Below are 11,763 nucleotides of genomic sequence, written 5' to 3'. Positions count from 1 at the left end.
TGTGAAGCCTAGCGCGCTTCAGCTCGGCTGGAAACCGGCCCGCAGGCCGGTTTCCATGCCTTGCGTCGGTTAGCCCCGACGCCACCAGCCGCGCTTGGGCGCGGGCGGGGGACCGGCGATCTCGTTCGGATCGGACCGGACCGGGGCTGGCGTCTCGGCGACGGCCTGAACCGGTTCCGGAGCCGGCTCGGGGGCTGGCTCAGGTTCGGCGACCGGTTCGGGCGCCGCCTCGACCACCGGTTCGGCCGCGGTCACTGCGTCGGCCTTCTTGGTGCGACGGGCGCGCGGCTTCTTGGCCGGGGGCGCTTCAACCACAGGTTCCGGCGTAGCGGCCTCGACCACCGGCTCGGCGGGCGCTTCGACCGCCGGAGCGGCTTCGGCCTCGTCGACCGCCTCGACCGGCGCGGCCTCGGCCTCGGCGGCCTTGCCGCGGGCGCGGCTGCGGCGCGCACGGGTCTTTTTCGGCTTTTCCTCGACCGCCGGCAGCTCGACCCAGACGTCGAGTTCGACGTCCGGCTGCTCGTCGCTCACCTTGGGCGCGGGCGCGGCGGCGATTTCGGCGACCGCCGGAGCGGCGGCGGCTTCAGGCTGGCTGGCCTGGCCCGGCGCGGGGCTGCGGGCGGCCGGGAAATCCTCGGCAGGGTCATGCCAGACGAAGGGATCCTCGCCATAGGGCACCCACGGACGGGTCCAGGCGAACATGTCGGCCGGACGACCATCATCGCGCATCCGGCGGCCGCCGCGGCGGCCACGACGACGGCGGCGACCGCCTTCGTCTCCATCGCGATCTTCGCTGCGCGCGGCGGGGCGCTCGCCGCCTTCACGGGCCTCGGCGCCTTCGCGACGTCCGCGGCGGCGGCGGCGGCGGCCACGGCGACCGCCGCGTTCGTCGCCGTCTTCCTCATGGTCCTGGAACCGATGCTCGGCCTCGTCGTCGTCGGTGGCTTCGCGCTCGAGATCCAGTTCGTCCTCTTCTTCCTCCTCCTCTTCGTCGAAGACCTCATCGAAGTCTTCGTCGACCGGCTGGTAGGGCTGGACGGGGGTGTGGTGGATGAGGGCGGCGTGCTCGGGCCGGGTTTCGCTGGCGGTGCGCTCGATCTCGTGATCGGCGTGGGCCAGACCGTCGTCGATGACGATGGTGACGAACAGGCCGAGGCTCTCGTGGATGCGCGCCAGATGGTTGCGCTTTTCGTTGAGAATATAGAGGCCAACGGCGCGCGGAACTTTCAGGGTGGCTTCGCCGCCGCCTTTCAGCGCCTCGATCTCCACGGCGCGCAAGGCCGAGAGGGCGCTGGATTCCACCGAGCGCACGCGGCCGGTGCCGGCGCAGTGCTCGCAGACGTGGGTCGTACCTTCCAGGACGCCGGAACGGCGGCGCTGGCGGCTGATCTCCATCAGGCCGAAGGTCGAGATCTTGCCCATCTGCACGCGGGCGCGGTCGTCCTTGAGAGCATCCTTCAGCTTCTTCTCGACGGCCCGGTTGTTCTTCGCCTCATCCATGTCGATGAAGTCGATGACGATCAGGCCGGCCAGGTCGCGCAGGCGGAGCTGGCGCGCGGCTTCCTCGGCGGCCTCGAGGTTGGTCTTGAGGGCGGTGGCCTCGATGTTCCGCTCACGCGTGGCGCGGCCGGAGTTCACGTCGATGGCGACCAGGGCCTCGGTCTGATTGATCACCAGGTAGCCGCCCGAGCGCAGGGGCACGACCGGTGAGTAGATCTGCGAGAGGTGGTCCTCGACCTTGTGCTTGACGAAGAGCGGCGCAGCCTCCCGATAGGGCTGCACCTTCTTGGCCTGGGACGGCATCAGCATGCGCATGAACTCGCGCGCTTCCTTGAAGCCGGCCTCGCCCTCGACCCAGACCTCGTCGATGTCCTTGTCGTAGAGGTCGCGGATGGTCCGCTTCACCAGGTCCTCTTCCTCATAGATGAGGGCGGGAGCGACCGAGTGGAGGGTGGTGTCGCGGATGTTCTCCCAGAGGCGCAGGAGATATTCGTAGTCGCGCTTGATCTCGGCCTTGGTGCGCTTGGCGCCCGCGGTGCGGACGATCAGACCCATGCCTTCCGGCACTTCCAGGCTCTGCACCACGCCCTTCAGGCGCTTGCGGTCGGTGGCCGCGGTGATCTTGCGGCTGATGCCGCCGCCGCGCGCGGTGTTGGGCATCAGCACGCCGTAGCGGCCGGCCAGGGACAGGTAGGTGGTGAGCGCCGCGCCCTTGTTGCCGCGCTCTTCCTTGACGACCTGGACCAGCATGATCTGCCGGCGGCGGATCACTTCTTGGATCTTGTAGCGACGCATCAGCCGCCGACGACGCCGGGCGACCTCTTCTTCCATGACGTCGTCTTCGTCGCCTTCGAGTTCCTCGTCCTCGTCGTCGGATCCGCGCACGCGGCTTTCGGCGATGTCGTCTTCCTCGTCAGCCTCTTCGCGCAGCAGGGCTTCGCGGTCGGCGACGGGGATCTGGTAATAGTCGGGGTGGATTTCGTTGAAGGCGAGGAAGCCGTGGCGGTTGCCGCCGTACTCGATGAAGGCCGCCTGCAGCGACGGCTCAACGCGCGTCACCTTGGCGAGATAGATATTCCCTCTGAGTTGTTTGCGGTTCTGGCTCTCGAAATCGAACTCTTCAACACGGGGCCCATCGACCACCACGACACGCGTCTCTTCGGCGTGTGCGGCGTCGATCAACATCTTCTTGGACATAAAAAGCGTCTCCGAGGCGCGCCGCGAACTCTCGGTTCGGGCGCCGCCGGTCTGTCAGGAGGGCGCGCACGCCACCGCCCGTCGCAGAGTCGGAACCGACAATGCGGGCGGTAGGCCGAAATAGGGCTCGAGCTGCGCTGCCCATTGGTGTGTTCCCAGGCGCGCCCTCTACGAAGGGCGCGGATCGGATGGCGCGTCGTCGCCTTAGGGCGGAGCCGACGCAAAGCTTGTCGCGCGGGCGGCGGCCTTGCGACGCAAGGCGCGCGGGTCCAGCGCGGGCGGACATTGCAACACTGGCGACAAAAAGGAAAGCGCCGCGCCGCAAAGGTGAAGCGTAAGGACTGGGTTAACCCTTTGTCCACGCGCTCACCGTCTATATGGGGTAACGGTGTATGATTACTAAGCGGGGCTGCGCGTATGGGCGGCGTGTTCAGGAAGGGTAGGAACCGTGTGCTGGCGGTGGCTGGCGCCGTGGTCTGCTGCCTGGCGGCTGTGGCCGGAGCTCAGGCTGCGGGAACCAAGGCTGACGTCCTGAAGGTCCGCTTGGGCGGCGACCGCGCCGAGACCCGCATCGTCATCGATCTCGACCGTTCGGCCACCGGCAAGGTGGCCTCCGACGGCGCCAGCGACCGCCGCGTGGTGGTGAACATGCCCGGCGTCTCCATCGACAGCGCGCTGCAGGGCGGGGGGCTGGGCCTCGTGAAGGCCTGGATGGTCGATGAAGGTCCGGGCGGCGCGCGCCTGCGCGTGGACCTGGCGGATGACGCGGTGATCAAGCGCCGCTTCCTGCTGCCGCCGGCGGACGGCGCGTCGAACTATCGCTATGTGATCGACTTGGCGGCCAAGAATACTTCCGGGGGCGTGCGCACCGCCGCGGCCGGGACCGCGCGCTTCATTTCCGCGCCGGTGAAGCCAAGCAAGGCTGCTCTGCCCCTGAAGAAGGTTGTGGTGATCGACGCCGGCCACGGAGGCAAGGATCCCGGCGCGCGCGGCGCCCAGGGCGCCGAGAAGGACGTCACCCTGGCGGCGGCCCGCGCCCTGAAGAGCCAGCTTGAGCGGACCGGACGCTACAAGGTCGTGATGACCCGCGACAAGGACGTCTATGTCGACCACGCCGTGCGGGTGCAGATCGCCCGGCGCGCGGACGCTGACCTGTTCATCTCGCTTCATGCCGATTCTTCGGGCAGCGACCCGACCTTGCGGGGCGCCAGCGTCTACACCCTGGCCGACCGGGCGACCGGACGTTCGGCCAAGTTCGTCAGCAAGGACGACTGGTTCATGCGGGCCGGCGCCGGCGGAGATCGTGGCGTTTCCACCATCCTGCTGGACCTGACCCAGCGCATGACCCGCAACCGCTCGGCCACCTTCGCCGAGGTGCTTCTGGAGCGGGTGAGCGACCATCAGCCGCTGCTGCGCCGTAGCCATCGCGAAGCCGGCCTGGCCGTTCTGCTGGCTCCGGACGTGCCGGCGGTGCTGCTGGAAATGGGCTTCATCACCAACCGCGACGACGAGAAGACCCTGCGCGATCCGGGCCGTCGCGAGCAGCTGATGGGCAGCGTCGCCGTGGCCATCGACGACTATTTCGGCGCAGGCACCAAGCTGGCCGCCTTCTAGGCAGACACGCGCCAAGCTGACGCATGGGCGTTGGCGCCCGGGCCGATGCACGTTAGATCAACCTAGCGGGCGGGGTTCGCCCCGCGGAGGTCGGTCAGTTTTGAATCCCCCAGGAAGATGGATCGCGATCGCCGGCGTGACCGTGCTCAGCGCCATTGCGCTGGCCGGATTCGCCATCGCCATCTATGCCGCCTGGCTGTTCCACGACATGCCCGATGCAGGCGACCTGGCCGACTATCGGCCACCGACGGCGACCCGCGCCTACGCATGGGATGGCGTTCTTATCGGCGAGTTTTCTCGCGAACGGCGCATATACGTGCCGTACGACAACATGCCGCCGCACCTGGTGCAGGCTTTCCTGGCGGCCGAGGATCGTAACTTCTTCTCGCACGGCGGCGTGGACGCCATGGGCCTGACACGGGCCATGGCCAAGAATGTCCTGAACGCGGCGAACGGTCGGCGCCTCGAGGGCGGCTCGACCATCACCCAGCAGGTCGCCAAGAACGTGCTGCTGACCAGCGAGGCGACGGTCGGGCGCAAGCTCAAGGAAGCGATCCTGGCCGGGCGCCTGGAACAGACGCTCAACAAGGAACAGATCCTCGAGCTCTATCTGAACGAGATCTGGCTGGGCTATCGGTCCTATGGGGTCGGGGCCGCCGCCTACAACTATTTCGGCAAGTCGATCACCGACCTCAGCCTGGCAGAGGCGGCCTATCTGGCCTCGCTGCCCAAGGGGCCGGACAACTATCACCCGATCCGCCGCAAGGCGCAGGCCGTCGTCCGCCGCAACTGGGTGCTGGACCAGATGGCCGACCTGGGCTGGGTGAGCCGTGAGGACGCAGAAGCGGCCAAGCGCGAGGACCTGAAGGTCCAGAAGGCCCCGACGCGCGCCAAGTACCGCGACGCCGACTTCTTCGTCGAGGAAGTCCGCAGGCGCGGCCTGGCGACCATGGGCCAGCGCCTGAACGAAGGCGGCTATTACATGCGCACCACGCTGGACCCGAAGCTGCAGACCGCAGCTCGTGTGGCGCTGATGAACGGCCTGGAGCAATACGACCGCCGCCACGGTTGGCGCGGCGCCTGGGGCCATGTGGACACGGCCGACGGCTGGGAAGCCGTGGCCAAGCAGAAGAGCCCGCCTTCGGAGCGCCGCGGCTGGCGCGCCGCCCTGATCACCGACGTCTCCGGCGGCAATGTCCGGGTTCGCGTGGCGGGCGAGGGGACCACCGGCTCGATTGTCGGCCAGGACGTCGCCTGGGCGCGGGCGGGCAAGGGACTGCGGTCCGGCGACCTGATCTTCGTCGAGCCGGCGGAGAGCGGCGGCGGCTTCCGCCTGCGCCAGGTGCCGGCGGTGAACGGCGCGCTGGTGGCGATGGAGCCCTATTCCGGCCGGGTGCTGGCGATGGTCGGGGGCTATTCGTTCTCGCTGTCGAGCTTCAACCGCGCGACCCAGGCCATGCGTCAGCCGGGCTCGGCCTTCAAGCCGATCGTCTATGCCGCGGCGCTCGAGAACGGCTACACGCCCTCGAGCGTAGTGATGGACTCGGCGATCACCCTGCGCGGCGCGGGCGGACAGGCCTGGACCCCCGAGAACTACAACCGCCGCTACTACGGCGCGCTGACCCTGCGGCGCGGCCTGGAGCTGTCGCGCAACGCCATGACCGTGCGCCTGGCCCAGGGCGTGGGCATGAAGAAGATCAGCGACCTGGCCGTGAAGATGGGCGTGGTCAACCGCATGGACCGGGTGCTGGCCATGGCGCTGGGGGCCGGAGAGACGACCCCGTTCAAGCTGACGGCGGCCTACGCCGCCTTCGTCAACGGCGGACGCCGGATCGATCCGCACCTGATCGAACTGGTCCAGGACCGCAACGGCGAAACCATCTTCCGCGCCGACAAGCGTGACTGCCCGCGCTGCGAGGCCGGCTTTAACGGCGACGAGAGCCCGCGCATCCCGCCTGGCGGCGAGCAGGTGATGGACCCGATCACCGCCTACCAGATCACCTCGATGCTGCAGGGGGTCGTCCAGCGCGGCACGGCGACCTCGGCCTCGGTGCTGGGTCGGCCGGTGGGCGGCAAGACCGGCACCACCAACGAGTACCGCAGCGCCTGGTTCGTCGGCTTCACCCCGCAGATCGTGGCTGGCGTGTTCGTCGGCTTCGACGACAACCGCAGCCTGGGCGACGGCGAGACGGGTACGACGGCGGCGGTGCCGATCTTCATCGAGTTCATGCAGGAGGCGACCAAGGGCCTGCCGAAGGACGAGTTCAAGGCGCCCAAGAACGCCAAGTTCGCGACCGTCCGCGGCATTCGCGAAGCCTTCCGTCCCGGCACCGAACCGAAGGTGGTGACCGCGCCGGTGGGCCTGCCCTCGGGACCGATGCCCTACAGCCAGGTCTGGCCGGACGGGAAGCTGACGACGCCGGCGCCCTCTGCGCCCGCCGCGGCGGCGGCGCCGAAGAAGAAGGACGATATGAGCGGCCTCTACTAAGGGCGCTCTTGGGGGGCGCCGCCATTGTAATCGTCCTCGGCGCGCGCTATCTGCCCCGACCCCAGAACGGTTCTGGACCTGGAGATTTCCATGAGAGCGGATGTCGAGGCCTCGAAGGCCGACATCGAGCAGTCGATCGAACTGCTCAGGAGGCGACTTTGACTGGGAACCGGCCCTAAGAAAGCTCGATGAGCTGAACGCCCGCGTCGAAGATCCGACCCTGTGGGACGACGCGGCCGCCGCCCAGGCGATTACTCGCGAGCGGTCCAAGCTGGCCGCGTCCGTCGAGGCCGTGCAGTCGCTGGAACGCGACCTGGCCGACGCCATCGGTTACGCCGAACTGGCCGACGAGGAAGACGACGAGGCCACGCTCGACGAGGCGCGCGAGCAGCTCAAGGCGATCAAGGAACGCGCCGCTCGCGCTGAACTGGAAGCCCTGCTGTCGGGCGAGGCGGATAGCAACGACGCGTTCATGGAAATCAATTCCGGCGCCGGCGGCACCGAGTCCAACGACTGGGCCGGGATGCTGATGCGCATGTACACCCGCTGGGCCAGCGCCCACGGGATGAGCGTCGACTTCCTCGAAGAGACCGCGGGCGAACAGGCCGGCATCAAGTCGGTGACCCTGCAGATCAAGGGGCCGAACGCCTATGGCTGGCTGAAGAGCGAAGCCGGCGTCCACCGCCTGGTGCGCATCTCGCCGTTCGACGCCGCCGCCAAGCGCCATACGAGTTTCGCCTCGGTCTGGGTCTATCCGGTGGTGGACGACACCATCGAGATCGACATCAACCCCTCCGATGTGCGGACCGACACCTATCGCGCCTCCGGCGCCGGCGGCCAGCACATCAACAAGACGGACTCGGCCGTGCGCCTGACGCACATCCCGACCGGTGTGGTGGTGGCCTGCCAGATGGGCCGTTCTCAGCACCAGAACCGGGACGAGGCCTGGAAGATGCTGCGCGCGCGCCTCTATGAACTGGAGTTGCAGAAGCGCGAAGCCGAAGCCCAGGCCCTAAACGACCAGAAGACCGACATCGGCTGGGGCCACCAGATCCGCTCGTACGTGCTGCAGCCGTACCAGATGGTGAAAGACCTGCGGACCAACGTGGAGACCTCCGACACGCAAGGCGTGCTGGACGGCGATCTGGACGAGTTCATGGGGGCGGCATTGGCTCAGCGGGTCGGCTCGACCCGGGACGGGGCGGGGGCTTAAGGGGCGGCATCGCACCTGACGCCTTCTCCCCTTGTGGGAGATGGTGGCCCGCGCAGCGGTCGGATGAGGGGAAGCGGACTATCGGCCTGTACAAGGGTTTGTCGGATGGGCCCGAAACCCCTCATCCGTCAGCCTTCGGTCGACACCTTCTCCCACAAGGGAGAAGGACGACTGACCGCCGCGAAGCAGTCCTTTACGGCCTAGTTTGCATTCGCGCGCGTATCGGCGTTCGATCCGGGACGGAGGCGCGCTATGCAGAAAGTCCATTGCGAGTGGGGGCTGAACGGCATCGAGTTGCTGCGCGAGCGCGCGGCGGTGGTGGTGATCGTCGATGTGCTGTCGTTCTCAACGGCGGTGGACGTCGCGGCTCATCGCAAAGCGCGGGTTCATCCCTTTCCCTATGGCGACGAGGACGCGGCGCGCAGCGAGGCCGCAAGGGTCGGCGCGCGGCTGGCCGCCAGCCGGCGGGCCGGAGGGCAGCTCAGCCTGTCGCCCGCGAGCCTGATGAAGCTGAACCCGGGCGAGCGGCTGCTGCTGCCGTCGCCGAACGGATCGCTGCTGTCCCTGGCCTGCGGACAGGCGCGCGTGCTCGCCGGATGCCTGCGCAACGCCAAGGCGGTGGCGGCCAAGGCCTTGAGCCTGGCGGACGGGCGCGACATCGCAGTGATTCCGGCCGGCGAGCGGTGGGCCGACGGTTCCCTGCGTCCGGCCATCGAGGACCTGATCGGCGCCGGGGCCATCGTCGAGGCGATCGGGTTCGACGGCGAACCGGAGGCGGTGACGGCGCGCGACGCCTTCCGCAGCGCCCTGCCGCACCTGAAGCAGACGCTGCTGTGGTGCCGGTCAGGCCGCGAGCTGGTCGAACGCGAGCACGAACTGGACGTGGAGATCGCCGCCGAACTAGATGTCAGCCATTGCGCGCCGGTGCTGCGGAACGGCGCCTACGAGGACGCAGCCTGACGCTATTTCAGCCGGGCGCCCTTGGGCGCGGCCTTGTCGGGCGTAGCCAGGACGATGCGGCCGGCCTCGTCGGGGAAGCCAAGCACCAGCACTTCGGAGCGGACCGGGCCGATCTGGCGCGGGGGAAAGTTGATGACGGCCATCACCGATTTGCCGCGCAGGTCATCCAGCCCATAATGGTCGGTGATCTGGGCCGAGCTCTTCTTCAGCCCGATCTCCGGCCCGAAATCGATCGTCAGGCGGTAGGCCGGCTTGCGGGCCTCGGGGAAGGGGTCAGCCGAGACGATCACGCCGACGCGGATGTCCACCTTGGCGAAATCGTCGAAGACGATCTGCTCGGCCGCGGGTTCGACGCCATTGCCCTGAGACATCAGGCGCTCTGTGCTTCCGGCGCGGCCTCTGGCTCGGGCGCGGCCAGGGCGGCGGGCGCCTGGTGCTGAAACTTCAGGCTGCGGCCCTGGAAGAAGGCGCCGGCTTCTACCGAGAGCTGCTCGTGGGTGATGTCGCCATCGACATAGGCGGTGCTGTAGAGGCGCACCTGCTTGGCGGCGACCGAGCCGATCACGCGGCCGCGGATATCGACCGTGTCGGCGACGATGGAGCCTTCCACATGGCCGGTGTCGCCCAGGGTAAGGCGGTCGATGCGGACATCGCCGCGGATCACGCCGTCGACATGCAGGTCGCCTTCGCCGCTGACGCCGCCTTCGATGGTGACGGCCTGGCTGACGAGCGAGGCGGCGACAGGCGCCTTGCGCTCGGCGGTGACGGTTGCGGAAGGGGCCGGAGATTTGCCGGCCTTAGCCGCCTTGGAGAACATAATCGCCAGCCTTTACAAAACGCGACGGGTTCTGGGCGCGTCCATTGACCCAGACTTCATAATGCAGGTGCGGGCCGGTCGAGCGGCCGGTAGAACCCATGCCGCCGATGCGGGAGCCGACGGTGACCCTCTCACCCGGGCGAACGCCGATGGCCCGGAGGTGGGCGTAGCGGGTCTTGAAGCCGCGGCCGTGGTCGATCTCGATAGTGTTGCCGTAGCCCGACCGGACTCCGGTGAACGAAACCACGCCCGGCGCGGTCGAATAGATCGGGGTGTTCGGAGACCCGGCGAAGTCGAGGCCGGAGTGGAAGGCCGGTCGGCGGGTGAAGGGGTCGAAGCGCACGCCATAGCTGCTGGTCTGCGGAGCCGCGGTCGTCGGGCGCGCGAAGGGCAGCCTGGCGGCGGCGTCGGCCAGGGCGCCGGCCTCAGAAAGATTGGTCGCGGCGTGCTGTATGCGTTCGGCGAAGTCCTCATCCACGTCGAGCACGGCGGCCAAGGCGCGCGGATCCTTGGTCTCGATCAGAGGGCCGCCCAGGGAGCCGGTCTTGGGTAGGTAGGAGGAGGGGGTGAGGCCGGCGAGACGGAAGGCCAGGCGCAGGCGGTCGCCGCGGCTCTTGGCGTAGTCGTCGGCGGCGTCGATGAGGCGTTCCTGGCCGGCGCGGACCAGCTCGATGCGGCGAAGAGGGTTGACCTCGGGCGAGGTGCTGGTCGCCTTGACGATGGTCGGCTCGAGCGCGGCCTGAGCGCCGGGGGCGCCTTTGAACTCTGTGAGGAGCATGGCCAGGGCCGCGTGGCGGCGTTCGACCGTGCTGGCGAGGGCCCCGACGCCGCCTTCGGCCTGGTTGAGCTGGACCATGGCGCTGTTGAGGCGCGCCTCGCGGTCGGCGACCAGGCGTTCGGACTTGGCCTGCAGGCGGGCGAGCTGCTGGTCGTGGCTGGAGGCCGAGAGCGCGCCGACCAGCATCGAGGCGGTGCTGATACCCATCCAAAGCGCGCCCGCCGCAACGCCGCCGGCGATGGCCATCTGACGGCCCGTGGTGAGGACGAAGGAGCGCATTTCGCCGCCGGACCGCACATAGAGGTGGCGTTCCGGGAACAGCTCTTCGAGCGATCGGCGAAGGCGCGCAAAGCGTGTCATGCTCACCGTATCGGTTACGGAAAACTGCGGGACGCCGCGATATGCAATGAGATTGGAGGCGCGCGCAAGCTTTAGGCGCAGCTTTCAGGGCGCGCCGAGCGGCGAGAAGTCTCTATGGTCGTGGTTAACAAAGGGTGTCAGCGGGCGCCAAGTGATGATGCGGCGCGAGGGCGTTTCGCGGCGAAATTAGGGGCCGCTGCGGCAAATCTACAACGAGACGTGTCATCCCGGTTTGTGAACCAAGACCGGGACCCATACGCGCTGCGCCTGATCAGGTTGGCGCGGTCCAGCCATTTCTGAGAAATCCCGTGTTCATGGGTCCCGGTCTTCGGCCTGCGGCCGAAACCGGGATGACGCCCTGAAGCGGGATCTTAAAGCGCCTGGGCGGCCTTGAGGACCTCTGCGGCGTGGCCGGGGACCTTCACCTTGCGCCAGATACGGGCGAGCTTGCCGGAGGCGTCGATCAGGAAGGTCGAACGCTCGATGCCCATGTACTTGCGGCCATACATGTTCTTTTCGACCCAGGAGCCGTAGGCGTCGATCATCGCGCCTTCCGGATCGGAGGCCAGCGGCACGGTCAGGTCGTACTTGGCGGTGAACTTGGCGTGGCTGGCGACACTGTCCTTGGAGACGCCGAGCAGGGCGACGCCAGCTTTTGCGAAGTCCGCCGCCAGGGCGCTGAACTCCTGGGCCTCCTTGGTGCAGCCGGAGGTGTCGTCCTTCGGATAGAAGTAGACGACCAGCGGCTTACCGGCGAAGTCGGCGAGCTTCACCGGGCCGGAGGCGCCGGTCAGTTCGAAGTCGGGCGCGGCGGCGCCTTCGCTAAGGGCGGACAT

9 protein-coding genes are annotated in these 11,763 nt (G+C 68.2%); 4 read left to right on the top strand and 5 right to left on the bottom strand.

Annotated elements, in window-relative coordinates; translation table 11 throughout:
• Positions 1-69 precede the first annotated feature (69 nt).
• Positions 70-2,697, bottom strand: coding sequence for an Rne/Rng family ribonuclease (locus tag ABID41_RS13905; protein WP_354297874.1), 2,628 nt, complete (start codon positions 2,695-2,697; stop codon positions 70-72).
• A gap of 450 nt (positions 2,698-3,147) precedes the next feature.
• Here ABID41_RS13905 and ABID41_RS13900 point away from each other — a divergent pair, with 450 nt between their 5' ends.
• From ABID41_RS13900 to ABID41_RS13885, 4 genes are all read left to right on the top strand, one after another.
• Positions 3,148-4,311 carry an N-acetylmuramoyl-L-alanine amidase family protein gene (locus tag ABID41_RS13900; RefSeq protein ID WP_331930461.1) on the top strand — a complete coding sequence of 388 codons (1,164 nt, stop codon included), beginning with the start codon at positions 3,148-3,150 and terminating at the stop codon, positions 4,309-4,311.
• 136 nt (positions 4,312-4,447) lie between these two features.
• Complete coding sequence (locus ABID41_RS13895; RefSeq protein ID WP_414695940.1) at positions 4,448-6,799, top strand: penicillin-binding protein 1A; 2,352 nt, start codon at positions 4,448-4,450, stop codon at positions 6,797-6,799.
• 90 nt (positions 6,800-6,889) lie between these two features.
• A protein-coding gene (prfB, locus tag ABID41_RS13890; protein WP_331930457.1) for a peptide chain release factor 2 occupies positions 6,890-8,012 on the top strand; the annotation gives its coding sequence in 2 pieces (ribosomal slippage) (positions 6,890-6,958 and positions 6,960-8,012; 1,122 coding nt in all).
• 252 nt (positions 8,013-8,264) lie between these two features.
• Positions 8,265-8,972 (top strand): 2-phosphosulfolactate phosphatase, encoded by a 708-nt coding sequence (locus tag ABID41_RS13885; protein WP_331930455.1) that lies wholly within the window; start codon positions 8,265-8,267, stop codon positions 8,970-8,972.
• Between the two features lie 2 nt (positions 8,973-8,974).
• On the opposite strand, the gene ABID41_RS13880 is transcribed toward ABID41_RS13885, so the two are convergent.
• The 4 genes from ABID41_RS13880 to ABID41_RS13865 all read right to left on the bottom strand — a co-directional run bounded on the left by ABID41_RS13880 (position 8,975) and on the right by ABID41_RS13865 (position 11,763).
• Positions 8,975-9,343: a tRNA-binding protein gene (locus ABID41_RS13880; protein ID WP_331930453.1), complete on the bottom strand. Its 369-nt coding sequence runs from the start codon at positions 9,341-9,343 to the stop codon at positions 8,975-8,977.
• A complete protein-coding gene (locus tag ABID41_RS13875; RefSeq protein ID WP_331930451.1) occupies positions 9,343-9,789 on the bottom strand; it encodes a bactofilin family protein in 447 nt (148 codons plus the stop codon). Before ABID41_RS13875 ends, ABID41_RS13880 begins: the two co-directional genes overlap by 1 nt.
• Complete coding sequence (locus ABID41_RS13870) at positions 9,770-10,933, bottom strand: M23 family metallopeptidase (protein ID WP_331930449.1); 1,164 nt, start codon at positions 10,931-10,933, stop codon at positions 9,770-9,772. The genes ABID41_RS13875 and ABID41_RS13870 overlap by 20 nt, the downstream gene beginning before the upstream one ends.
• 365 nt (positions 10,934-11,298) lie before the next feature.
• A complete protein-coding gene (locus ABID41_RS13865) occupies positions 11,299-11,763 on the bottom strand; it encodes a peroxiredoxin (RefSeq protein WP_331930447.1) in 465 nt (154 codons plus the stop codon).

Source organism: Phenylobacterium koreense (genome assembly GCF_040545335.1).
Taxonomy (GTDB): domain Bacteria; phylum Pseudomonadota; class Alphaproteobacteria; order Caulobacterales; family Caulobacteraceae; genus Phenylobacterium; species Phenylobacterium koreense.
This window is presented reverse-complemented; position numbering and strand designations above follow the sequence as displayed.

Bases quoted from the DNA above. Each gene is read 5' to 3' on its own strand.
- ABID41_RS13875 (WP_331930451.1), bottom strand. From the start codon at position 9,789: ATGTTCTCCAAGGCGGCTAAGGCCGGCAAATCTCCGGCCCCTTCCGCA.
- ABID41_RS13885 (WP_331930455.1), top strand. From the start codon at position 8,265: ATGCAGAAAGTCCATTGCGAGTGGGGGCTGAACGGCATCGAGTTGCTG.
- ABID41_RS13880 (WP_331930453.1), bottom strand. From the start codon at position 9,343: ATGTCTCAGGGCAATGGCGTCGAACCCGCGGCCGAGCAGATCGTCTTC.
- ABID41_RS13905 (WP_354297874.1), bottom strand. From the start codon at position 2,697: ATGTCCAAGAAGATGTTGATCGACGCCGCACACGCCGAAGAGACGCGT.
- ABID41_RS13865 (WP_331930447.1), bottom strand. From the start codon at position 11,763: ATGTCCGCCCTTAGCGAAGGCGCCGCCGCGCCCGACTTCGAACTGACC.